This is a genomic window from Chryseobacterium sp. HR92 (assembly GCF_045689405.1).
GTDB lineage: Bacteria > Bacteroidota > Bacteroidia > Flavobacteriales > Weeksellaceae > Chryseobacterium > Chryseobacterium viscerum_A.
The window spans coordinates 2,279,271-2,303,721 of sequence record NZ_CP139139.1 but is presented as its reverse complement, the minus strand read 5'-3'; the positions used below and the strand labels follow the sequence as shown (position 1 = coordinate 2,303,721).

General features: G+C 35.9%; 24 protein-coding genes and 1 other RNA gene. 5 read left to right on the top strand and 20 right to left on the bottom strand.

What is annotated here, in order from left to right; translation table 11 throughout:
* Positions 1-15 precede the first annotated feature (15 nt).
* Positions 16-618, bottom strand: coding sequence for a DUF4199 domain-containing protein (locus SFA27_RS10365; protein WP_047374506.1), 603 nt, complete (start codon positions 616-618; stop codon positions 16-18).
* 131 nt (positions 619-749) lie between these two features.
* Between SFA27_RS10365 and ffs the strand changes: the two genes are divergently transcribed.
* Positions 750-847: signal recognition particle sRNA small type (gene ffs / locus SFA27_RS10360), an RNA gene on the top strand.
* A 117-nt stretch (positions 848-964) separates the two neighbouring features.
* Here the strand turns inward: ffs and SFA27_RS10355 are convergent.
* The 7 genes from SFA27_RS10355 to gyrA form a co-directional block, all read right to left on the bottom strand.
* A complete protein-coding gene (locus SFA27_RS10355; RefSeq protein ID WP_121487943.1) occupies positions 965-1,651 on the bottom strand; it encodes a metal-dependent hydrolase in 687 nt (228 codons plus the stop codon).
* 72 nt (positions 1,652-1,723) lie between these two features.
* A complete protein-coding gene (locus tag SFA27_RS10350) occupies positions 1,724-2,011 on the bottom strand; it encodes a hypothetical protein (protein WP_264517816.1) in 288 nt (95 codons plus the stop codon).
* Between the two features lie 5 nt (positions 2,012-2,016).
* The gene (locus tag SFA27_RS10345) at positions 2,017-2,463 is read right to left on the bottom strand and encodes an SRPBCC family protein (protein WP_264517815.1); all 447 of its coding nucleotides are present in this window, start codon (positions 2,461-2,463) and stop codon (positions 2,017-2,019) included.
* A 17-nt stretch (positions 2,464-2,480) separates the two neighbouring features.
* A complete protein-coding gene (gene menA, locus SFA27_RS10340; protein WP_407297983.1) occupies positions 2,481-3,410 on the bottom strand; it encodes a 1,4-dihydroxy-2-naphthoate octaprenyltransferase in 930 nt (309 codons plus the stop codon).
* 98 nt (positions 3,411-3,508) lie between these two features.
* Complete coding sequence (locus SFA27_RS10335; protein ID WP_047374497.1) at positions 3,509-4,345, bottom strand: 1,4-dihydroxy-2-naphthoyl-CoA synthase; 837 nt, start codon at positions 4,343-4,345, stop codon at positions 3,509-3,511.
* A 331-nt stretch (positions 4,346-4,676) separates the two neighbouring features.
* A complete protein-coding gene (locus SFA27_RS10330; RefSeq protein WP_407297982.1) occupies positions 4,677-5,714 on the bottom strand; it encodes a tetratricopeptide repeat protein in 1,038 nt (345 codons plus the stop codon).
* A 30-nt stretch (positions 5,715-5,744) separates the two neighbouring features.
* Positions 5,745-8,330 (bottom strand): DNA gyrase subunit A, encoded by a 2,586-nt coding sequence (gene gyrA / locus SFA27_RS10325; RefSeq protein WP_407297980.1) that lies wholly within the window; start codon positions 8,328-8,330, stop codon positions 5,745-5,747.
* A 149-nt stretch (positions 8,331-8,479) separates the two neighbouring features.
* Here gyrA and SFA27_RS10320 point away from each other — a divergent pair, with 149 nt between their 5' ends.
* Positions 8,480-8,794, top strand: a complete 315-nt coding sequence (locus SFA27_RS10320) for a DUF4286 family protein (protein WP_047375691.1) — start codon at positions 8,480-8,482, stop codon at positions 8,792-8,794.
* On the opposite strand, the gene SFA27_RS10315 is transcribed toward SFA27_RS10320, so the two are convergent.
* The 4 genes from SFA27_RS10315 to SFA27_RS10300 all read right to left on the bottom strand — a co-directional run bounded on the left by SFA27_RS10315 (position 8,789) and on the right by SFA27_RS10300 (position 10,609).
* On the bottom strand, positions 8,789-8,983 hold the full coding sequence (locus SFA27_RS10315; protein ID WP_407297979.1) for a hypothetical protein: 195 nt from the start codon (positions 8,981-8,983) through the stop codon (positions 8,789-8,791). The two genes, SFA27_RS10320 and SFA27_RS10315, sit on opposite strands and share 6 nt — an antisense overlap.
* Before the next feature lie 188 nt (positions 8,984-9,171).
* Positions 9,172-9,312, bottom strand: coding sequence for a quinol oxidase subunit 4 (locus SFA27_RS10310; protein WP_407298165.1), 141 nt, complete (start codon positions 9,310-9,312; stop codon positions 9,172-9,174).
* Positions 9,313-9,599: 287 nt separating this feature from the next.
* Entirely contained in the window at positions 9,600-10,091 is a 492-nt protein-coding gene (locus tag SFA27_RS10305) for a GNAT family N-acetyltransferase (RefSeq protein ID WP_047374486.1), read from the bottom strand.
* Positions 10,092-10,096: 5 nt separating this feature from the next.
* Positions 10,097-10,609 carry a DUF421 domain-containing protein gene (locus SFA27_RS10300; protein ID WP_407297978.1) on the bottom strand — a complete coding sequence of 171 codons (513 nt, stop codon included), beginning with the start codon at positions 10,607-10,609 and terminating at the stop codon, positions 10,097-10,099.
* Between the two features lie 120 nt (positions 10,610-10,729).
* On the opposite strand from SFA27_RS10300, the gene SFA27_RS10295 reads away from it, so the two are divergent.
* Positions 10,730-11,272, top strand: a complete 543-nt coding sequence (locus SFA27_RS10295; RefSeq protein ID WP_407297976.1) for a hypothetical protein — start codon at positions 10,730-10,732, stop codon at positions 11,270-11,272.
* Positions 11,273-11,306: 34 nt separating this feature from the next.
* On the opposite strand, the gene SFA27_RS10290 is transcribed toward SFA27_RS10295, so the two are convergent.
* The 6 genes from SFA27_RS10290 to SFA27_RS10265 form a co-directional block, all read right to left on the bottom strand.
* On the bottom strand, positions 11,307-11,441 hold the full coding sequence (locus tag SFA27_RS10290; RefSeq protein WP_077417018.1) for a bacteriocin-like protein: 135 nt from the start codon (positions 11,439-11,441) through the stop codon (positions 11,307-11,309).
* 114 nt (positions 11,442-11,555) lie between these two features.
* Positions 11,556-11,960 carry a hypothetical protein gene (locus SFA27_RS10285; protein WP_047374482.1) on the bottom strand — a complete coding sequence of 135 codons (405 nt, stop codon included), beginning with the start codon at positions 11,958-11,960 and terminating at the stop codon, positions 11,556-11,558.
* Positions 11,961-12,269: 309 nt separating this feature from the next.
* Entirely contained in the window at positions 12,270-15,101 is a 2,832-nt protein-coding gene (uvrA, locus tag SFA27_RS10280) for an excinuclease ABC subunit UvrA (protein ID WP_047374480.1), read from the bottom strand.
* 338 nt (positions 15,102-15,439) lie between these two features.
* On the bottom strand, positions 15,440-17,323 hold the full coding sequence (locus tag SFA27_RS10275; protein ID WP_407297975.1) for a type VI secretion system baseplate subunit TssF: 1,884 nt from the start codon (positions 17,321-17,323) through the stop codon (positions 15,440-15,442).
* A gap of 24 nt (positions 17,324-17,347) precedes the next feature.
* The gene (locus SFA27_RS10270) at positions 17,348-17,788 is read right to left on the bottom strand and encodes a GPW/gp25 family protein (protein ID WP_047374475.1); all 441 of its coding nucleotides are present in this window, start codon (positions 17,786-17,788) and stop codon (positions 17,348-17,350) included.
* Positions 17,789-17,948: 160 nt separating this feature from the next.
* Positions 17,949-19,361 (bottom strand): APC family permease, encoded by a 1,413-nt coding sequence (locus SFA27_RS10265; protein ID WP_047374473.1) that lies wholly within the window; start codon positions 19,359-19,361, stop codon positions 17,949-17,951.
* A 142-nt stretch (positions 19,362-19,503) separates the two neighbouring features.
* On the opposite strand from SFA27_RS10265, the gene SFA27_RS10260 reads away from it, so the two are divergent.
* Positions 19,504-20,001: a DUF4920 domain-containing protein gene (locus tag SFA27_RS10260; RefSeq protein ID WP_407297974.1), complete on the top strand. Its 498-nt coding sequence runs from the start codon at positions 19,504-19,506 to the stop codon at positions 19,999-20,001.
* 176 nt (positions 20,002-20,177) lie between these two features.
* Here SFA27_RS10260 and SFA27_RS10255 read toward each other — a convergent pair whose 3' ends face one another.
* On the bottom strand, positions 20,178-21,287 hold the full coding sequence (locus tag SFA27_RS10255) for a M14 family zinc carboxypeptidase (RefSeq protein ID WP_407297973.1): 1,110 nt from the start codon (positions 21,285-21,287) through the stop codon (positions 20,178-20,180).
* Between the two features lie 962 nt (positions 21,288-22,249).
* On the opposite strand from SFA27_RS10255, the gene SFA27_RS10250 reads away from it, so the two are divergent.
* Positions 22,250-22,786 (top strand): helix-turn-helix domain-containing protein, encoded by a 537-nt coding sequence (locus tag SFA27_RS10250; protein WP_047374466.1) that lies wholly within the window; start codon positions 22,250-22,252, stop codon positions 22,784-22,786.
* Between the two features lie 477 nt (positions 22,787-23,263).
* Here SFA27_RS10250 and SFA27_RS10245 read toward each other — a convergent pair whose 3' ends face one another.
* The gene (locus SFA27_RS10245; protein WP_407297972.1) at positions 23,264-24,430 is read right to left on the bottom strand and encodes a proline dehydrogenase family protein; all 1,167 of its coding nucleotides are present in this window, start codon (positions 24,428-24,430) and stop codon (positions 23,264-23,266) included.
* Positions 24,431-24,451: the final 21 nt, after the last annotated feature.

Below are 24,451 nucleotides of genomic sequence, written 5' to 3'. Positions count from 1 at the left end.
TAATTTTAATAAAAATTAGGCTTGATTTGTTTCTTCGGGCTGATGTATTGTTCTTGTTCTAAAAAACGCTCCAAAAAACACCGACAAAACTACGTAAAATATAAGAATTGCTGCAAAATATCCTGAAAAATGACTTGCGGTAAGCATATCTTTTCCTTTAACCGCCTCCGGAGTGAAGCTTTGTAATCTTTCTTTGTACTTCTGATCCAGCTCATCAATATCTTTCTGATGCTTCAGAATTTTTCTTGCAGAGGTATATTCTGTATCCAGTTCTGATTTTTGTCTCTGAACATATTGGTAGTTCAACAGTTTTTTTGCCGCCGGATCTACAAAGTTTAAAAAGGCATAAATACTAAAGATAGAAAGAATTCCTCCGACAAACATCGGAACGAATGCTCTTTGGAAAGCTTCTTTGAATTTTACTACTCTATGGTTGTTCCAATAAGATTTTACAGACCAGAAAGCAGCCCCCGCATAGAGAAGAGGTAGAACAAAAGCATTGGCTTTCAAAGAGATATCAAAATAATTGATTCCTGAGAAAAAAGTGTACACTACAAAGAAAACGATCATTGTAGCGATAAAAAGTATAATTCCTAGTGTTGATGGACTTTTCGTCATATTTAAATTTTTAGAAAAAAGTTGAAAAATTTTCCCTCTAAATGTCAGGCGTTTAGCTTTACCACTGCATTTTTTCGACTAATTTCCTTTAATAAAGTTTTGAAGTTTATAAAATATTCCTACCTTTGCAACGGCAAGTCCTAAACAACCAGCTCCTGAGAATCCTCCAGGGTGGGAACGCAGCAAAGGTAATCGGTCGTAGCGGTGTGATTTAGGTAGCTTGCCATTTTTTTTTGATTTAAAGTAAGAAGAGAGGTAATTTGATAATTATCTTTTTTTGTTTTTAATACCTTACGCATCATTTTCATTTTTCTAATTTTCAGATTACCTCCGGTTCAGTTATTGATTAAAATTCGAATGTCTCACCCAATTTTGGTAAAACAAGTTCTACATTTTTATCTGCAAAATGCTTTAATGCACTCTCGTGATTGATTTCAATTGCAGGGAAAGTATCAAAGTGACATCCGATTACTTTTGGAGTTTTCAACAGTTCTGCCGCTGCAAAAGAAGCTTTTCTAGGGCACATTGTATAGTGGCTCCCGATTGGAAGGATAGAAAGATCAATGTTTCCGTATAATCTCGGGAACAGCTCCATATCAGCCATTACTCCTGTATCTCCAGCCAAATAGATGTTCTTGCCTTCAGGAAGTCTGAAGATATACCCTACAGGAACGCCTCCGTAGCTTCCGTCCGGGAAAGAACTTGTATGGTGAGCCGGAACCATGGAAATTTTAAGATCGTCGATTTTTGCCGATCCCCCTAAGTTCACATCGTCTCTATTCTTTGCTTGTTGGAAGTAACCGCATACTTCCGGTACACCAATAATGGTAGCTTCCGGATAATGCTGCAACACCTCTGCTACATCGGCAATATGATCACCGTGCGCATGGGTCAACAGGATGTAGTCGATTTTTTGAGCAGCAATATCAAAACCTGATTCTGCTTTTTTGTAGTTGTAAAAAGGGTCACTCAGAATTGTTTTATCCTTGTACGTGAACAGGAAACAATTTTGCCCTAAGAATTGTATTTTCATTTTAAATTTAGTTTTAAAATTTTTGAAAAAAAATGATTCATCAACCTAATTGAAAGAAACATCTTTTTTAATTTAAGAACACCCCATTGGGGGCTTTAAAAAAAACTCATATACCAACAGACATGTTGGTATTATTATTAAAATCTGGAGAACCAATAGTGGCTTCATTACTTGCAATTTACCGATTAACACATAAAAAGCTAAAACAGCATTGGCAATGATAATTAAAGTAATGAAGGCCGGAATAAAATCAATTTCAAAAACTGACATTCCGCTCCCTAGCTCTTCAATCAAATAATAAATAAGTAATAAAGCTAAAACAATTGACAGAAAAGAAGTTATCTTTAAAGCAGTCTTCATGATTTCTATTTCTGCGGGAATTTATCTTCAATTAAATTGAGATTAATTCCATGTTCCAGATAAGCTTTACAACCGTCTAAAACTGTCGTAAAACCTCCTGTATTGTCATTAATCACTTTTAACAGATCTTCACCTGTCTGGCTAAATCCATAACTTTTAATGATAACAAGAGTTCCTTTTTCCATGGTTTTGAACTCATAGTCTACATTTACTGAAGGCTCGCCCCACTCTGTTTTGATCAGCTGATTCGGAATAATCTGATGTACATTTACTACGTTTTTCACGCCGTACATTTCCCATTCCCAGGTAATCGTTTTTCCTTCTTCTAATTTTCCGGTAGATTTTGTGAACCAGAAGTTAGTTGTTATTTCAGGGTTGATAAATGCTTCAAAAACATCTTCAACCGGCTTTCTGATAAGCATTTGAGCTTCAACATAGACATTAGAACTCATGATGTAATATTTTAGATTTAGTTAAATAAATTCAATCCGGCTGCCGTAAGAATGGCCATTACAAACGTCATGATCCCCACCTGCTTTAAATACTGGTCTAATTCTTTTGGTTCTTTTACCGATAAAATCTTTCTTCTCAGTTTTGAGAGTGGAAATAACAGAATCATTACGATGAAAACATAATAGTTTTGCTGCTGCATAAATCCGTTTATTCCTAAAAACGCAAGAATCAGTAATAAAGGAAGCTGCAACAGGACCATTTCATAGATCATTGCATTTCTGAATCCTATTCTCAATGCAAAGCTGTTTTTTCCTGATAGTTTATCGCTTTCAATATCTCTCATATTATTCAGGTTAAGAACCGCCATACTCATCATTCCAACAGCTGTTCCAGGTAACAGCATATCCCAGCTGAAAGTTTTCGTGAATAAAAAGTAACTTCCACATACGGAAACAAGTCCGAAGAAGATAAACACGAAAATATCTCCCAGTCCCATGTACCCATAAGGTTTTTTACCCACTGTATACCCAATCGCTGCCAGAATACTTGCCACTCCTAATCCTATGAAAATATAAAATTCATTCATATAGTTTGGAATGAAAGCAACATACAACAATGCAATAGTTGCAATGAAAGATAGTGCTGCGAAAAGAATCACTGCATTTTTCATCTGTTTTGCCGTAATTTTTCCTGATGCTACCGCTCTTGCTTCAGCTTCATTGATTCTTTTGGCGTCAGTCCCTTTTACTCCGTCACCATAATCATTGGCATAATTTGATAAAATCTGGTACAAAAGGGTCACCAAAAGAGCGAGTGCAAAAATCTTCCAGTCCCAGATTCCACCTTCTCCGTAAAGTCTCCATTTTGCAATGAAAGCTCCCATAATAATTCCGCTTAGGGAAAGCGGTAAAGTTCTTAGCCTAGCGGCTTTTATCCAATCCGTCATATTATTTTTTTGTATTCATGTAAAATGTATTCATGTAAAATGATAAAAACGATACTTATATCATTAATACTTTTTACATGAATACATTTATACAATATTTACGATATCCACTGATCTTCTCCGAAATTTGGCTTTCTTTTTTCAAGGAATGCATTTCTTCCTTCCTGAGCCTCTTCCGTCATATAGGCAAGACGGGTTGCTTCTCCTGCGAAAACCTGCTGACCTACCATCCCATCGTCTGTAAGATTCATGGCAAACTTCAGCATTCTGATAGAAGTAGGAGATTTAGCTAATATTTCCTGAGCCCACTCATAAGCTGTATCTTCTAATTCAGCATGAGGAACTACTTTGTTTACCATTCCCATTTCTAAAGCTTCCTGAGCGGAATAATTTCTTCCTAAAAAGAAAATTTCACGGGCTTTTTTCTGTCCCACCATTTTAGCAAGATAAGCAGAACCGTAACCACCATCAAAGCTTGTAACATCAGCATCAGTCTGCTTGAAAATAGCATGTTCTTCGCTTGCTAAAGTTAAATCACATACAACATGAAGTGAGTGTCCTCCACCAACTGCCCATCCGGGAACAACTGCAATAACAACTTTAGGCATGAAACGGATCAAACGCTGAACTTCAAGGATGTTCAAACGGTGTCTTCCGTCTTCTCCTACATATCCCTGATGTCCTCTGGCTTTTTGATCTCCTCCACTACAAAAGGCCCATCCGCCGTCTTTAGGGCTTGGTCCTTCTCCTGAAAGCAATACAACCCCTATTGAAGGATCTTCATAGGCATCATAAAAAGCATCGTATAATTCTGAAGTTGTCTTAGGTCTGAATGCATTACGAACTTCTGGTCTGTTGAAAGCAATTCTTGCTACTCCGTTAGATTTTTTATAGGTAATATCTTCGTATTCCTTGGCGGTTTTCCACTCGATCATCTTATAAAAATTTTTCTCAAAGATACGGAATTACAGAGAATTTCTGAGGGTGAAATTTACTGATCTCCACTATAAGAAGAGAAATTTTGAATGTATGAATTGGGTATGAAGAATTTTCAATAGAACTGCATAACCGTGGTGGTAACCAATTAAACCTAACAGGTTTTAAAAACCTGTTAGGTTTATAGAATTTAATCCAAAGTTACAACAGATCTAAAAGCTTCTACATGAACATAAAATGCGGATAAAAACTTCAGTCAACACTTTCTGTTTAAAATAAAACCGGAACATTTCTGTTCCGGTTTTCATATCTGTTGTTTGTTAAAAATGATTATTTTGCTCCAGCAGCTGTAAGCTCAGCTTCTTTGGCTTTCATTTCTTTAACTTTTTCAATGTTTTTAGTTACTACATAAATTTCCTTTAATGCAGAAACAGCATCAATGCTCTTTGGGTTTGCTTTATACCATCCTTCAGCGTATGGTAATGCTTTTCCAAATCTTTCTCTTCTTGCGTCGATCAATTTAGAAGCTTCATCCGGCTTGTCTTTTCTCAATGCATTGATCTCTCCTACTACTTTAGCATCGTCACCAATAGTTGTATATACTAAGTTTTGGTATGCGTCAGAGAAGTCAGGTTTAAGCTCAATTGCCTTTTTGAATGCCTCTACTGCATCATTTACAGTAGCAGGATTTTTAGCCTGCATTACCCCAAGGTTATACCAGTTGGTTGCATCGTTAGGATTCTTAGCTAACTGTTCTTTCAATCCGGAAACGAATTTATCCGTATTTCCTGACTGAAGATACGCTGTAGTCTGAGCTTCTTTAAGCTTAGCACTGTTTGGGAATTTAACTAATCCTTTTTCGATAACAGCAAGAGCCTCAGGTCCTTTTTTCGCATTAAGAAGTAATGAAGCCAGAGTTTCGTATAAATCTGCTTCTATACTTTTAGTCTGCTCTGTTTTGAAATCAGAATAGTCAGCATTCTTCTTCATAAGCTCCCAAGTTGATTTATCAAGATTTACAACCTGCCCAGTTTTCTTTTCTTTTGCAGTATAAGTAGTTTCTACTCCTGTAAATCCTGAATTAACAAGGTCTGTATAAATTTTGATAGATTGGTCACTGTTATTAGCTAATGCGTGGCTAAGTCCAGCATAATACATATATATTTTGTTGTCCTGTCCGCTAGACTTTAATAAGTCATAAACTTCAATAAACTTAGGTGCTGCAGCTGCATAATTTTTTGCATTATATGCGTCCATAGCAACTTTGTTAGCTTCCTGAAGCTGAGCATTCAAAGCATTCGCATCTTTTTTCTGCCCAAAAGCAAAAGCAGACGCTACGATAGCCATTCCTAAAATTAGTTTCTTCATAATAACTATTTTATATTTATATTGTACAATTTATTCTTCGGAATCAGAATTCTCATTTTCCTCTGCTGTATTTTCATTTTCAGCCTGAGGTATTGTATTGTCTTCCTGGTTATCAGCTACAATCTCTGTTTCTTCTTCAATTTCTTCAGAATCTTCTTCTACATCTTTATCCATTGCTACTTTTGCAATGGCTGCAATTTCGTCATTTTTCTTAAGATTGATCAGTTTTACTCCCTGAGTATTTCTACCCATTACTCTCATTTCATCCATACCCATTCTGATGGCAACACCGGATTTATTGATAATCATCAATCCATCTTCGTCTGTTACGTTTTGAATAGCAATCAGATTTCCTGTTTTTTCGGTAATGTTCAGGGTGATCACACCTTTTCCTCCTCTGTTGGTAATTCTGTAGTCTTCTACGGCAGTTCTCTTTCCATATCCTTTTTCAGATACTACAAGTACTGTTTCATTTTCTACATCGTTCACAACAATCATACCAATAGCCTCATCATTGTCTTCCATGGCAATACCTCTTACCCCAATAGATCCTCTACCTACTTCTCTTACTTTTTCTTCAGGGAAACGGATACATTTACCATTTTTAGTAGCAATCATAATCTGAGATGTTCCATTAGTAAGGTAAGCACCCAACAACTGGTCATTATCTCTGATTTCGATAGCATTTACCCCATTTACTCTTGGTCTTGAATAGGCTTCTAATGATGTTTTCTTGATCGTACCGTTTTTGGTAACCATTACAACGCTCATTTGATTTACATATTCGGAATCCTTCAGGTTGTTGGTTCTGATATATGCTTTGATCTTATCATCCGGTTCAATGTTGATAAGGTTTTGTACTGCTCTTCCTTTTGCTGTTTTGGAGCCTTCCGGAATTTCAAATACTCTTAACCAGTAACATCTTCCTTTTTCTGTAAAGAATAACATATACTGGTGGTTGGTTGCAGAAACAATATATTCAAGGAAATCGGAATCTCTTGTTGTTGCTGCTTTATTTCCTACACCACCTCTGCTTTGAATTTTATATTCTGAAAGTGAAGTTCTCTTGATGTATCCTGCGTGAGAGATGGTAAGAACTACAGCTTCGTTCGGTATAATATCTTCAATAGACATTTCACCTCCTGAGTAATCAATTTCTGTTCTTCTTTCGTCTCCGTATTTTTCTTTGATTTCGATCAATTCGTCCTTGATGATCTGGAATCTTCTTGGCTCATTCGCTAAGATATCCTCTAGATTTTCAATTTCTTTCATGATGGCATCGTATTCATCACGGATCTTATCAAGCTCCATTCCTGTAAGACGAGCTAATCTAAGATCAAGGATCGCCTGAGCCTGAATGTCTGAAAGTTCAAACGCTTCAATCAAGCCTTCTTTTGCAGCCTGAGGGTTTGCACTGTGGCGGATAATAGAAATCGCTCTGTCTAAAGCATCTTGAGTTCCAATCACTTTCATGAATCCTTCAAGAATATGTGCTCTTTCTTTTGCTTTCTTAAGCTCAAACTGAGTTCTTCTTACGATTACCTCATGTCTGTGCTCTACAAAGTGATGAATGATATCTTTAAGGTTCAGCTGCTCCGGTCTTCCGTGTACCAATGCAATATTGTTTACACTGAAAGAAGTCTGAAGTGCCGTATATTTATATAATAGGTTAAGAACAACATTCGGAATAGCATCGTTTTTCAATTCATAAACAACACGAAGTCCTTTTCTGTCCGATTCGTCTCTGATCTCATGGATACCAGGGATTTTTTCATCTTTAACAAGCTCTGCTGTTCTTGCGATCATTTCCGCTTTGTTAACCTGATAAGGAATCTCACTAACGATAATAGCGTTTCTGTTTCCGATTTCATCAAAGCTAACCTTAGCTCTTAAAACAACTCTACCTCTTCCTGTATGGAAAGCATCTCTTACTCCGTCATACCCATAGATGATACCACCTGTAGGGAAATCCGGTGCAATGATGTGCTGCATCAGCTCGTCTATTGTAATTTCCTTATTATCAATATAAGCGCAGATAGCATCTACAGACTCAGATAAGTTGTGTGGCGCCATATTGGTTGCCATCCCCACTGCAATACCGGAAGTACCGTTTACCAAAAGGTTCGGAACTTTAGTTGGCATTACTGTAGGCTCCTGTAAACTGTCGTCAAAGTTATTCTGGAAATCAACCGTCTCTTTGTCTAAGTCTGAAAGCACCTCATCAGAGATTTTTTTCAATCTTGCCTCGGTATAACGCATTGCTGCAGGCGGGTCACCATCCATTGAACCAAAGTTACCCTGGCCGTCAACCTGAGGATAACGTAAGCTCCAGTCCTGGGCCATTCTTACCATAGCATCATATACAGAGGAATCTCCGTGCGGGTGATATTTACCCAAAACATCCCCAACAATTCTCGCAGATTTTAAATATTTTCTATTAGAAAATACCCCTAATCCATACATACCGTAAAGAACTCTTCTATGAACAGGTTTCAAGCCGTCTCTTACATCCGGTAACGCTCTTGAAACGATAACGGACATCGAATAATCGATATAAGACGACTTCATTTCATCAACAATGTTGATAGGAATCAGTCTTTCTCCTTCTTTTTGCATAAACAAATTTTATTGTAATGATATTCAAACTCTTAGCTGTAAGTCTGAAAATTATTTATTTCCAATTTTTATTAACGGGCTAATTTACGAAAAAAATGCCGATTTTTGCTGTAGAATTTATCCAAAAAATCTTAAAAATTCATAAAAATATGAGCGTATTAAGTATAACTTTCCACTGTACGAAAGATAACCTAGAAGAATGGGAAAATTATATTGATGAAACACTGGTTTTAATGACTGAAAACCTGATGGATGTAGACAAATATATTCTTTCTGAGGTACACAGTGACTTTATTGAGGAAGGTAAAAATTATAATCTCCTGCTAATCTTTGACAATGATGAACTAAGGGAAGATTTCATTCAAAGCGAACTTCTGAATATTTCTGAAAGAATAGAGAAAAAGTTCGGACAGGAAGTGATGATTTTTAATACTTTTCTGAACCCTAAAAAATCCAGATTATAATTTATAATAAAAAGCACTGAAAAAATTCAGTGCTTTTCTTTTTTTATCTGTGATGTCCATGACCACGGCCTCTGTGATGATGGCCACGATCGTCATAAATATACACTTTCTTAACCTGGCCAGGCGCATAATATCTTGCACTTCCACCATAATACCTTTTTGCATGGCCCGGCGGCATTCTTCTTCCATGAGGCTCATGCACTATGCAAGAGGACAGCATTAATAGTACCACGCCTACCCCAACAATTTTAAACATACTTTTCATTATTTTCACTTTTTCAATTCCGATAGCGAAATATATCAATGTTAATGCCAAAAGAAATTGAAATTAAGCTAATGTATGTTAAAAATGACTGCTAATGTTTTTATTTTATAAACTAATAACCACTTCTTTTTTTCACCTGTCCCGGAGCATAATCTTTTGCACTTCCGCCATACATTTTTTTAGCCTGTCCCGGTGGAATTGTTTTGACGCGACGCCCATTGTCATGCACTACACATGATGACAGCATAAACATCACGATAAGAACTCCTGTAATTTTAATCAAATTTTTCATTATTTCTATTTTTTCACCTTTAATATTACAAGGGTAATGCCAAATTGAAAAGTTCAAGGTTCAAGGTTCAAGGTTTAAGGTTTAAGGTTGGAATATACAGCCTTTTATGGTCAATGGTCAATTTTGCTTCGCAAGTCAATAGTGAATTTTACTATGGAGATTAATGTAATTATCAAACAAATTCATAATTCATAATTCATAATTCATAATTCATAATTCATAATTCATAATTCATAATTCATAATTCTTTAAATAATTTCGCTTCTTTTCTCCATCAAAACAAGATCTTTCCATTCGCCGTTGAGCTTTCCGATTTTTTTACGGACTCCCACTACTCTGAAACCGTTTTTCTGGTGAGATTTAATGGCCATTTCATTTTCGGAGAAGATATTGGTCTGCAATGTCCAGAATCCGTGGTCTTCGCTGTCCAAAATTATCTTTTTAAGCAAAATGGAACCCAATCCTTTCCCCTGGTATTCTTTATCAAAATAAATGCTTACTTCTGCAACTCCTTTAAAACTTTCTCTTTTGCTGATTGGTTTCAGGGCGCACCATCCTATTACTTCATTATTTTCATTTTCAAGTACCCAGCGGCAATCGTTGAAATATTCCATGCTCCAGGCTTCGGCTGTAGGAACTTCCGTTTCCAAAGTAGCAATTCCACTGTCTACTCCCTGCCGGAAGATCTCCAGTACTCTGGCTTCGTCATTGGGAAGCATTTCTCTTAATTCGTAATTCATCGTATTTAATGGTATTTTCTTTTCATTTTTCTTTTAATTCTTGAATAGTGGGTCTGCTTACTCTTCTCGTCCTGGGAAACAACACTGATATTCCCATCAACTTCCAGAACGGAGAGTTTTACATTGTTTATGTTTTCAATCCCATGTTCTCTTATGGCTTCTTCCAATTCACTTTCTGTAATTTTTACACGATTCAGGGCTGCCTGATCCGCAACTCCATCTCTGATAAGAATTACCGGTTCATCTTCCATAAAGGTCTGAAAAGAACGATTGGAAAACATTATCCTTTTTAAAATAAAATTAGCTGCAAACAAAACCAATGCCGCAATAATTCCTCCCTGAAGAGAGGTATCAGGGCCTACCATCGCATTCTGGACAGCATTTGAAATTAATAACAACAATACAACATCCCCTGCGTTGAGCTGAGAAAGCTGGTTTTTACCAAATAAACGAATAGCAATTACCATGAAAAGGTAAACGCAGAGGGAACGGACAGCAACGTTAAGAATAGGATCCACAATTTTTTTATCTACTCAAATGTATTGATTTTTGTGATTCGTAAAAAATATTTTATCGACAGATTTTGGTATACATTTTGAGCTTGGGATTCTGATAAACACCACAAAAAATAATGTCAAATGAAAAAATTATTTCTCTGTTTAGGAATATTCCTGTTCTTTGTATCCTGCAAAAAAAATGAAGCTCAGCCTGCTTTATCCCCTGATACAGCAATAAACGAGAAAGTAAATGAGCTTTATACCCAGTATGGTATGTTTAATGAAGCTATTTATAATCAACCGATTCCGGATAGTTTATTTTCCCAGGATTTAAAAAAAGTTTTAAACGAGGCAATACACGCATCAAAAGCAGATATTGAAAGGGTAAAAAAAAGTGATCATCCTGATGAAAAGCCATTAATCTTTGAAGGTGCTATTTTCTCCAGTTTGTATGAAGGGTTCACAAGTTATAAAATCAAATCTGTTAAGATACAGGATAAAACTGCTGAAGCACTGGTAGCTTTTGAATATAACGCAGCTACACCTAAAGAAACATGGATGGATACCGTACATCTGACCAATACAGAGAAAGGATGGAGAATAGATAATGTTACTTTTGATAAAATAGGGAATTCTAAAGACCTTAAAGCAAGGTTAACAGAATTTGTTCAAAGTACAAAATAATAGAAAAGCCGCTTATAAAAGCGGCTTTATTTTTTTACGGACACTGAACGATTGGAACATCACTGCAAATTACTTTATTTGCCCATTCGCAAAACGTACAGTATTTTTTAGGTTCTCCTCCGTACACTGACTTCAAATCTGACTTTGTCAGTTTCTTTAAATTTTTCATATAGTTTTAATTTTATGGTAGCCCAAAATTAAAACCTTACTGTTTATTCTTAATTACAACTTAATCTGATAAGTTTTCATTATTCACATATTATTGAATAATATGCAACGAATATTATCTGCTGTGGATCTCTACTGTCACAGGCATTACGTAAGTGTAAGCAACCATGTTATCAGTCAGTTTATTGCGGTCTACTCTATAATCAAGATCACTTAATACCATTTCGATTTCTTTACTTACCGTTTTGCAGTCTCCTGTAGAATGAACATTTACAATTTTACCATTTTTTGCAATATCAAATTTCACCACTGAGTTTACGGTTCCCTGCTTGTAATCAGGATTGGTAAGGTCAAAATTGGCTTCCAGCTTATTTCTTATATCTGTAAAAGTCTCGCTCTTATTCAGCTGAATAGGCTCAATAGTATTATGATTGGTAGTTTGGGCTTTGGCGGTGTTCAAAACGGCAGCAAATCCACAAACGAAAAGTGAAGCAAACAATATTTGAATTCGATTTTTCATAACTAATTGGTTTTAAATATTATACTAACCTTTTTTTGTATCTCTTGACCAAAGTTATTAAAAATAATTCATATTAATTTTACATTCAGTTAACATTGGGTTAACATTAAAACTTAATTATTTGATTATCAGTATTATAAATTTTAAAAATAATTGAAAATTTAATATTGAAAGGTAATTTTAAGCATAAAAAAGGCTAAACCTGATTAGTTTAGCCAATTATTATCTTGATTTTTTATTTTAAAAGTTGATCAATAAATCATTTAGATTCCTTCAGAATGACAAAATGCTGCATAATTTTATGAATACCTATTCCAGTTCTCTCTTCAAGAACTTCCCTGTCAAGCTTTTCTTAGACTTCACAATTTCTTCAGGAGTACCTTGTGCTACGATCTGTCCGCCATGCTTTCCTCCTTCTGGTCCAACGTCGATGATATGGTCTGCTAATTTGATTACATCCATATTATGTTCGATGATAATGAACGAGTTTCCAAGTTCTACCAGCTGGTTGATGGCTTCCATCAGGATTTTCACATCTTCAAAATGCAGTCCTGTTGTTGGTTCATCTAGAATATAAAGAGTATTTCCGGTTTGTCTTTTCGCCAGTTCGGTGGCTAGCTTGATACGTTGTGCTTCACCTCCTGAAAGTGTTGTTGACTGCTGTCCCAGGGTAATATATCCCAAACCTACGTCCTGTAATGTTTTCACTTTTGCAAAAATCTTAGGAATCGGCTGGAAGAAATCTACCGCTTCATCAATTGTCATATCCAGAACATCAGAGATTGATTTTCCTTTGTAGCGAACTTCAAGGGTTTCTCTGTTGAAACGTTTTCCGTTACATGTTTCGCAATGTACATATACATCCGGAAGGAAATTCATTTCGATTACTTTCAATCCACCACCCTGACAGGTTTCGCATCTTCCGCCTTTTACATTGAAAGAGAATCTTCCCGGCTTATAACCACGGATTTTACTTTCCGGAAGCTCCGCGAAAAGGTTTCTGATATCCGTAAACATTCCTGTATAAGTAGCAGGATTAGAACGAGGAGTTCTTCCGATTGGAGTCTGATCTACATCTACAATTTTATCAATATTCTCCAGTCCTTCAATCTTTTTGTAAGGTAAAGGTTCCTGAACGGCTCTGTAGAAGTGTTTGTTAAGGATCGGATATAGTGTTCCGTTAATCAGGGAAGATTTTCCGCTTCCTGAAATTCCGGTTACTACCACCAGTTTTCCAAGAGGAACATCCAGGGTTACATTTTTCAGGTTGTTTCCTGTAGCTCCTTTTAAAACAATATTTTTACCACTTCCCGCTCTTCTTTCTTCAGGAATTGCAATTTTTCTTTTTCCATTGATATATTGAGCTGTAATGGTATCTGCTTTCAACAGGTCTTTTGGTTTTCCCTGCCAAAGGATCTCTCCACCAAATTTTCCGGCTCTTGGACCAATATCCAAAACCTCATCAGCTTCCAGAATCATGTCTTTATCGTGCTCTACCACCAATACAGAGTTTCCGATGTCTCTAAGGTTTTTCAGAGAATGAATCAGCCTTTCATTATCTCTCTGGTGAAGCCCGATACTCGGTTCATCAAGAATATATAATACATTAACCAACTGAGACCCGATCTGCGTTGCGAGACGGATTCTCTGTGATTCTCCTCCTGAAAGGGTTTTTGAACTTCTGCTCAAACTTAGATAGTCCAAACCTACATCCAGTAAGAACTGCAGCCTGGTTTCAATCTCTTTTAAGATCTCGTGAGCGATGATTTTATTTTTTTCTGAGAATTTATCTTTAACGTCGGCTAGCCAGTCTTTTAAATCAGATAAGCTTAATCCGTTGACCTCAGCAATATTTTTCCCGTCAATTTTAAAGCTTAAGCTTGAAGGCTGAAGACGTGTCCCGTGACATTCCGGACATGTTTCTTCTGTTGTAAAGTGTCTTTCCAGCAAAATGGCTTCATAAGATTCTCTTTCATCAATAATTTCTTCCATGAAAGCGATCAAACCATCAAAACCAATTTTAATCTTCTTGGTAATCCCAGCGTATTTAAGATCTTTATTAAATTCTTTGTGACATCCATTGTAGATATAATCCAGTGCTTCTTCCGGAATATCCTTCAAAGGTGTTGTTAATCCTAATCCGAAGATCTCAAGAATGTTTTTGATCTGCGAAAGAATCCATTTGTTGGATTTGATATCTTCCAATGGCAATAATCCACCCTGATTGATTGACAGCTTGGGATTATCTATGAAATAATCTGTATTGATTTTTTTAATGGTTCCCAATCCTTTACAGTCTGGGCAGCTTCCTTTCGGGGAGTTGAATGAGAAAGTATTTGGTTCCGGCAGAGCCAAAGAGTGTCCTGTTTCTGCATCCATCAGGTTTTTGGAAAAGTACTCAATGTCTTTGCTTCCCAGTTTCTGAATTCCGATAATTCCTTCCCCCATTTCCATTGCAGTACGCAATGATTTTTCCATTCTGCCTTCTGAGGCACTCTCCCCTATAATCCAACGGTCAATAACGATATCGATATCGTGGGTTTTATAACGGTCAAGTTTTAAATCATATTCAATATCCTGTAATTCTCCATCAATTCTTGCCTGTCCGTAGCCTTTTTTAGCCATCTGTACAAAAAGTTCATGATAATGACCTTTTCTGGAACGCACTACCGGCGCCAAAAGCATAATTTTCTCTTTTTTATAGTTTTCTTTGATGGTTTCCAGGATCTGATCTTCAGTATAGCTCACCAGCTTTTGCCCGGTAGACAAAGAGTATGCATCCGAAACTCTTGCATACAAAAGACGAAGAAAATCGTACAGTTCTGTAACAGTTCCTACGGTAGAACGAGGATTTTTATTGGTTGTTTTCTGCTCGATGGCGATAACGGGTGAAAGTCCTTCTATTTTATCTACATCAGGACGTTCCAATCCCCCCAGAAACTGACGTGCATAGGCAGAGAATGTTTCGATATAACGACGCTGGCCTTCTGCAAAAATGGTGTCAAAAGCCAATGAGGATTTTCCACTTCCGGAAAGGCCGGTAATAACGACCAATTCGTTGCGTGGAATTTTAACATTAATATTTTTAAGGTTGTGTTCACGTGCTCCGTAAACTTCTATATATTCTGTTGATTTGCTCATAATTCGGAGTGACTTTGCCTGAAAATCACAACGTGCAAAAATACGAAATTTTATAGACTTTTTTTGAATATTAGAACGATAAAAGTTTTATAAAAAATTCCTAGGTTTTGTTAATAGATTGGATCTTACTTTATTGAATTTTGCTGAATGATTTCATACGTTCTGGATATTATGTTTCGGCTAAAGCCAATCGAAAACCTCATTTAATAAAAAAACGGGCTAAAGCCCGTGCCTATTGAATGCTTTGGTTCACGCAGATTTTTCAATGCAACAAATAAAAAATGCCGTAATAACAACGGCATTTATATTTTAAACTGATTTTAATTTTCTTTAAAGATTTACATGTCCTGGAAATCAACATCTTCATTGTTTATCCTTACTACATATTCAATCCCGTCAATGGCTTTGGCAATAATCTGGTTTCTGATGATATTGGCCATATTTTCCCAATAGGCTCTTCCGTAGAAAGAATAGTTCTGCGGAATAATTTCTACCTCAACAGTTCTTACAAAACCTTCTTTGGGTTTGTTGCTGATCATGGTTCCTCTTCTTACTCTCACTTCTCTTAGCTCATCTTTCAGAATCATGCGGCAGTAGTTTTTGACGTCTTCCAAAGAAATGATTTTATCTCTTGTTGTGAGTGCGTATTTATAAGCCTGAATACTGTCTGTTCCTTTCTGTTCTTCAGCTCCTCCCAATGTTTCGGTAAGCAATACAACAGTTTGTGACTTTAACTGATTGGAAAGTTCAGTTCCCGGACGCATATGATTGGCCAAAGTACAATGTGTAACCCAGAAAGAAGCGTAAGTATGATCGGTTTTTTCTACAGGTTCCATAATGACATAATTCAGTTCCTGTCTGATATTCCTTTTGGCGTTGTTCACTTTCTGTACCATGGTTTTCATTTTATCGGACATTTCGCTGAGAACGCCTTTTACGTTGTCCCTATTTAAAAGGGAAAATGCTGCAATTTCGTCTCTTGTCAATTCAAGAACATTGGCAATCATATCAACTGCATTTCGGCTTGTGAAACGTTCCATTCCGCCTTTTCTTACAGTGTATAAACCTTTTTTAAGGTCATCTGCAGGTGTAAAAGGGATTTCGGTGTACTTTCTTCCGTCACCATCCTGCACTTCATCTACATAAAGGAAATGTTCGCCTTCATCTGTTACCAAAGGAATATTATTTCCCATGATATCAAGACTGTATTCTGTTTTTTTCCAGCCTCTGTTATAGATTGGGAAGGCATTCAGCACAAATGAGAAGTTATCAAGGATTTCTGCTGAAAACTGCGGCGGGAATTCAAAAGTAAGCCACAGGAAACTTTTATTATCCAGGAACTTTGTAATTTCTTCTTTTCCCGCTAAGAAATCAAGATTCTGAGGAAGCTCTCCTGGTTCTGAGAACAAGCTTCGGGAAATTCCTGTTACTTCAATAAATTTATGGCGGTAAATACTTTTAATATCATTAATCACCTTATTTCTGATAGACTGCTCTTTGAACATCTGTTCGTAACCATCCGTATGATTTTCTGTAAGATAACTTAATCCTTCTCTTACGAATAAAGGGTTTCCATTGCTGGATACTGAAATGTACGGCAATAATTTATATACAAAATCAAGGTGTTCAAAAGCCGGATTGGAGCAGAATATGCTAAGATATTTAGGAAAGTTTTCACTGATATACTTGCTGACATCGACTCCTATTGTGATTTTTCTGTAATCTTCCGGTCTTCCCTGGAATCTTGCAATGGGAATTTTATTAAATCTGTCATCTATACTGTAGCAGGTATTTCCTACAAACATAACAGAGGTATGAACTTTATTGATTCTTACATTTCCTACCGGTGTAAAAGGGATGTTCAACTGCTTATCGGATTCTGACTTTACTGTGGAAGTCATCTGTTTACGGAAGAAAAATTCTGTGTGTTCCAATAAAACTTCCGATGAATCATAAGGCTGTGTAAAAGCCACGGAATGAGCAGGAATAGGATGTGTATAGATGGACGGTGTAAGAAGCTTTGCTAGTTTCTCCAATATACGGGCATTCACCGTCTGTATTTCATTATTCGCTTTAAAAACTTCTGTACTGAATGCGTCTATCAACAGTTTTACAAAAGGATCCAAAGACTGAGGGCTTCTCAGTCCCCATACTTTAGTTGCATTCTGAAGCATTCTCGCTTTTACAGACTCTTTGGAATAAATATTCTGATCTAAATTCATAATTTTCTTTCGCTGTTAAAAATATTAATCAATAGACATCGGGCTTAGAAACAATTCGGTTGAAAAACTGAAGCGTTCTCCTGTTTCTTCCATTTTTGCATTGATGGCAATTCTTACTTTCTTTTTAATTTCGGTGTGTTCTTTAGTATCGTAGCTGTGCTCTACAAACTGTATATGGGCATCGATCTGCGGACTTACAATTCTTGGTTCATATTCCTGGATCTGTCTTCTTAAGCTTTTGACAAAAACGTTTTCCCAGATGGCACTTGTTACTCCGTTATCGAATTCAAGGTTCCAAACATCGTTTCCATAGTTTTCATCATATCTGTTCTCCCCTTTTTTGGTGGTGATCAGCAGCATAATATTGTGAGCAATACTTTCTCCCATATCGCAGGTATCGATACTTCCGCCTTCGGTCATTAAAGTAGACGGTACGAAAGGCATTCTGTAATTTGGTGTATCCATAACTTATAGTTTTTACTTCATGGTTCCGCTTATTTAAAAACGGAATACCAAAGTACGCATTTTCACCAAATAATTGTTACAATACATCAAAATATTATTCAAAAAGAAGGGCCTTCAACCTGAATTGAAAGCCCCGAATCTGTTATATCTTTTATTTTATTTAAGCATCTGCCTTTTTTCGGTTGATAAAATAATATACCGGAAGTCCCAGCAGTACCAATACAAAGCCCGGCCACGTATATTGCTGTTTGTAAATTAACAGTAAAATACAGAAACATGTTCCTATGATAAGGTAAATAGCAGGTGTCACCGGATAAAGCCATGTTTTATAAGGTCTTTCTAGTTCCGGTTGTTTCATCCTTAAGTAAATCACTCCAAAAACCGTAATCATATAGAACAGAACGATCACGAAAGAGATCATATCCAGTAAATTCCCGTACTGCCCGCTCAGACACAGAATGGAAGCCCAGACTCCCTGCATCCATAAAGCATTTTCCGGAACTTCATTTTTATTGTTTTTTACCGCTGATTTAAAGAACATTCCGTCTTTTGCCATCGTCTGAAAAACTCTCGCTCCCGCCAGAATCAATCCGTTATTACATCCAAATGTAGAAATCATTACCAATAAAGCAATGATGATAGTTCCTGCACTTCCAAAAATATTCTGAGATGCTGCTACCGCTACTCTGTCATTGGCAGCAAATGCAATTCCATCTCTGTCTAATGCATTTAAGTAGACATAATTTACAGCGATATAAAGAATCATCACAGCAGAAGTTCCGTAAATCATTGACTTTACAACATTTTTTTTAGGGTTTTCAATCTCCCCGGAAACAAATGTTACACTTTCCCAGGCAACAGAACTGAAAACTGAACCTACCATTGCGGCAGCAATTCCTCCCAGCAAAGTCATTCCACCAATCGGTTCCCAGCCTTCTTTAAGGAAATTACCGCTCAAATCTTTTTTAAGGTTATTAAAAGAATCTGTTCCCCAGCTGAAGTTTTCTGACAAATGAGAAATATCTACCAATATAAAACCGGCAGCAATTAAGCCTAATAATGCAATGATTTTGGAACCTGTAAAGATGTTCTGAAGGATTTTACCGCTTTCCACTCCTCTGGTGTTGATATAGGTAAGCAAAATAATGACGGCGATCGCCAGAATCTGTATCCATGTAATTTTAAATTCCCCACTTTGAAAAATTGGGGCTGCATCGTTAAGAGAAGGAATAAGGTAAGCTGTAAATTTACCAAAAGCCATTGCTACGGCAGCAATTGTTCCGGTTTGTATTACTGTAAACAATCCCCATCCGTAAAGGAAACCCATCCTTTTACCAAAAATCTCTTTCAGGTAGGTATATTGTCCGCCGGCTTTCGGAAACAGTGCAGAAAGCTCACCATAACTTATTGCTGCTGCTACGGTCATCACGCCTGTGATAACCCATACTACAATCAGCCAAAAACCTGATCCCAGGTTTCGTGTCATATCAGCACTTACAATAAAGATCCCGCTTCCGATCATAGAACCCATCACCAGCATAATGGCGTCCCATAGTTTCAGTTTTTTTTGCATAGTCAAGTATAGGGGTCAAATATAATCAAATCTGTCTTTGATTTTGAATTTTATTGCAAAATCCTTGAAACAGCTGGTTTTTATCATTTTTAAATCGGTTATGATTCAATATTAATTAGTATTTTTGGGAAAAATATTAAAAATGAAATTTAAAGCGATATTATTAGGCGCAGCTTTAATGGCTTCTTCTTTAGCGTTTGCTCAATCCGGTCCACCGGAAGGAAAAGCTTTGGTAGGCGATACTTACGGAGATCAGGTAACTTCCTCCGCTGAATCTAAAGCAATCACAGTAGACAATCTGAATAAACAGCTTAAAAAAGACAACAAAAAAGTTGAAAACGTAGCCGTTAAAGGAAAAGTAACCGATGTTTGCGATAAAAAAGGATGCTGGCTTACCATTCAGACTGAAGACAATTCTAAGTTTTTTGTAAAAATGAAAGACTATGCTTTCTTTGTTCCTACAGCTTTAAAAGGTAAAAATGTAGTAGTGGAAGGTAATGCAGAAAGAAAAGTAACTTCTGTAAATGAGCAGAAACATTATGCGGAAGACGCCAAGAAGCCACAGGCAGAAATTGATGCGATTACACAGCCTAAAGAAGAAATCAGATTTGTAGCAAACGGAATTAAAGTGGTTAACTAAGTTAACTAAGCTTTAATTATTGAATAAAATCTAAATTTTATATTTCTAAGATTAAGTTTGGGCTAAAGCCCATTCCTATTGAATATGAATTTTAATATCCCAAGTTTGTAAAAATAAAATCTCCGGCAGACCTTCAGGTCTGCCGGAGATTTTTTATGAGGTTATTTAAAATTTTTTTAATCTTCAATTTTAAAATCCACTACAGAATCCAGTTTCGGATATTTAGTAGCAGAAATAAATTTCTTTCCGGTACAGTTTATTTCCAGCCAGCCTTTTCTTTTCTTTACATCTCCGGCTTCCATTACAAAAGGAACAAAAGAGATTTCATCTTTCCCCTCTTCTTTGATTTCTCTGTACTGAACTGCTATATCCAAAATACATTCATGCTCTGTATTCAGTCTTACGTTTCTGTAAATAATATCATAATGCGTTTCTTGATTTTCAGGGATGTCTAAATAAGTTTCCCAGCCTGTGATATCAGAGTTGAGTTCACTGATTGCCTTCAGTGCATAATAAAGAGCAATAGTATAATATTTTCGGGTTCCTTTTCTGGTATAATCGTCTACAAAATGGCCGCCTTCAAATAAGATCGTAGGCATTCCGGCTTTGATAAAATTATCTCCTGTGGAAGTAGGGTAAAATTCATCAGAATATCTTCCGATCTGATTAGGGATCATTTCCTTCAAATGATTGTATACACTTCCGATGACTGCCATACATTTTTTTCTGTTTTCAGTCACGGTACGTTCTACATTTTCGGAAGGAGCCAAAAACGAAAGCGTAGCAGGATGAATACCATCAGTGGTAAAAATGGTTCTCTGCTCATGAAGGTTTAATGCATAATCATATTTTTTTGAAGCTGCTGCATTTTTCAGAAACTTAATCTCTTTACTCGCTTCGTTGTGAAAATCTCTGTTCAGATCAATATCGGAAGCATTCAGCCTCGTCCATCTTTCAGATCCGTCCGGATTCAGCATGAATATAAAGTCAAGCTGTATTTTACTGAACAGATCTTCTTTCATTTCAGGTGCTTTATCAAGACTTACTAAAAGGTCCAACATAGCATGAGTTGCGTTGGATTCATTTCCGTGCATTTGTGACCAGGCCAATACCTGAATCTTTCCTGTTCCTATAGTTAACTGATAAATAGGTTTACCTAAATAGGATGTTCCGATCTCTTGGATATAATCGCTGAGATTGGTCTGTAGGTAAGAAAATAATTTTTCAGGGGAAATATAGCGATTTGAGAAATCGGGTGTCTGAGAATAGATCTGTTCAAAATTCATCTTGAGAAATAATTTACAAGAATCAAATTTAACCATTTTTAGGTAAAAACTTAAATTAACATTTGTGAATATTGTGAAAATACGCAGATTTACATTTGTGTCTTGATTTTAAAATCATTTACAAAGTTTAAATCATGGTGGTATTACGACTTAAAAAGAGAGTTAACACTTGTAACATTGTTAAACAGCGCTGAATGACATATTGTCTGTTGGTAAAATTGTGGATTGCGAATAATTTAATTTGATATATTTAAAATACACAAAATCAGTACATTATGTATTTTATCTAAATTACATTTATAACACTACTTGAAGTGTAAAAAACGTTGTTTTTACCCATTTGAAGGTTATTTTATTAAACATAAAAATTGTGGAAAACTTTATTGCTCATCTAATTATACAAATGTAAAAAGCTTAAAATATAGAAATCTTCTCTGGAATTTTAGGTAATCTGTGTTTTTGGGGTCAACTTCGCAGGCAAAAAAATATAGCCATTGAGCATGTATATAATTTCCCTTCGACAAAGGAAGTATATCGACTAGAAATAGAGTATTTACATCGGTAATTTACCATTGTAATGCCTTAAAAATACTTATTATAAGCTATTTTTTAGATATTTAGGTATCTTAAAAGAGATTAGGTAGATTAATTATGTAAATAGTAAGTAAGAAGTCATTTAAGGGATAAAATATCCTCTGAAAATACAGTAATTTACATTTATAAACTAATATAAAGGGTAAATAATGGAACAATATTGTTATCTTAATCAATACAGCAAATTCCTGCAGAAGAATGATGTCATCAATAAATACAATTGTAATTTAAATATAATACATTGATTTAAAGTAGTTTATTTTTGTTTTACAAATGTATACAGATAATAATTTCAATTATTTACATTTGTATTTTGCATTTGTAAATTTTATGAGTTACATTTGTAAAATAATTAAAGGCTTATTTTTATGAGTTTAAATGAAAGAATTTCCAAAATTATAGAGTATTCTAATCTTACTCCTTCTGAGTTTGCAGATGAGATTGATGTACAGCGTTCATCCATTTCACATATTACATCAGGAAGAAACAAACCGTCTCTTGAGTTTATCATAAAAATAAAATCCCGTTTCCCGGAACTTCTGTGGGACTGGCTGGTTACAGGTGAAGGTGAAATGCTGAAATCCCAGCTACCCGAATCAGAAATTAACGAAGAACATACCGAAGAGGAGAAAATAAAAACAACTCCTCTCCCCGACTTATTTACGATGATGAATGACGATGATGAGTTCGGGAGTGATGAAACTGAAATGGAAGCTCCAAAATCAAGTGCTGGAGAATCGTTTATACCAGCCCAAGATAAAGTCCCGGAAAAAATATCGGATTCTCAGCGATTAGAAAATTCCGACAATCCTATTTTAGGACAACTATTTGGAAATCAACAAAATAAAATAAAACGTATTGTTCTGTTCTATGAAAACGGAAAATTTGAAAGTTTTGAACCTTAAAAAATAAAAACCTGATCAAAAAAATGATCAGGTTAAAAAATATTTGAAGAAGAAAACTAAAGCTATTGCTTTATTTTGTTTTTTTGAAATTGAATGGGATACCCAGTTGGTGGAATTATTATTTTATGATAACGATCCATCCCACAATATGTTTCTTTATAATTTCGGCTATTGATAAGGGTGATACAGTTGCTTATGTATCTAAAGAGATTCTGTTATAGGGCAGTATCCTAAAGGTAAATGAAAACATTTTCATGCATTGGTTTTTTATGGCTCTATCAAATATAAATATTTAAAATCAAATCAACAATAAAAATCACATTATTTTAATATATAATTAATATTAATAATAATTACGTTAATTATTATTAATTCTATTTTGTTCTTCAGAAATAATGAAGCTTCTGTACTGATGTTGAAAGCAATAAAAAGGCCCGCAAATCTGCAGGCCTGATAGGTATAGTAAGAACAATATTCTTATTTCCTTCTTCTTTCCAGTTCTTTTTTGATAAGTCCCAGCTCTCTTCCGGTTTGCCCGGCTACAGAGGTATTTTCTCTGGCTCTTCTTGTCAGGTATGGCACAACATCCTTTACAGGTCCATATGGAAGATATTTAGCCACGTTATAGCCTTTATCAGACAAATAGAAGGTAATATTATCACTCATTCCGTAAAGCTGTCCAAAATAAACGTGTGGATTGTCACTGTCCAAAGATTTTGCTTTCATTTTATCCATAATCAGCTCTGAAGAGATTTCGTTATGGGTTCCAAAGAAGGCAGAAACTTTATCCAGATGATTCATGACAAAGTCGATTCCTGCATTGTAGTTCTTATCCGAAGCATCTTTACTTGGCTGGATAGGATCTGCATATCCTTTCTCTGCTGCTCTGGCTCTTTCTTTTTCCATATAAGCACCACGTACAATTTTGTAACCGATGAAGTAGTTTTTCTCTCTTGCTCTCTGAAGATTAGCTTCCATGTATTCCAGTCTTCCTGTTCTGTACATCTGGATGGTATTCCAAACGATAGGTTTTTGCTGGTTATATTTCTCCATCATCTCTTCGCAAAGGTGGTCTGCTGCATCCTGCATCCAGGTTTCTTCAGCATCTACCATTACTTTTTTATCATTCTCGTGGCAAAGACTGCATACTTCATCAAATCTTTTTACCACTCTTTCCCATTCTTCTTGCTGGCTGGTAGTAAGCTCCACTCCTTTTCCAACTGCTTCATAAAGATCAATTCTTCCGAAAGCGGTAGGCTTGAATACGATAAAAGGAATGGCCGGATTTCCCACTGAGAATCTAACAATATCCTTAATTTCTTTGCAAACCGCATCAAAAGTTTCTTCATCTTCTTTTCCTTCAATAGAGTAATCGAAAATACTTCCAACCCCTCTTTTGAACAGCTGCTTCACAACCTTCATACTTTCTTCACGGGTTTCACCACCGCAGAACTGCTCAAACAAGGTGTTTTTTACAATTCCGGTAACGAAAGGAAAATTGTTGTGTACTGTAAAATTCAGGACAGATGTTCCAAGGCTTGTAAGAGCGGGCTGTTCAATCATTTTAAACATCCAGTACGCCTTTCTCAATTGTGCATCAGACTTGTCTGCAAATGCAACTTTAGTATCATTAAAAATGGGCATTCCTATTTATTAAATTTAGTT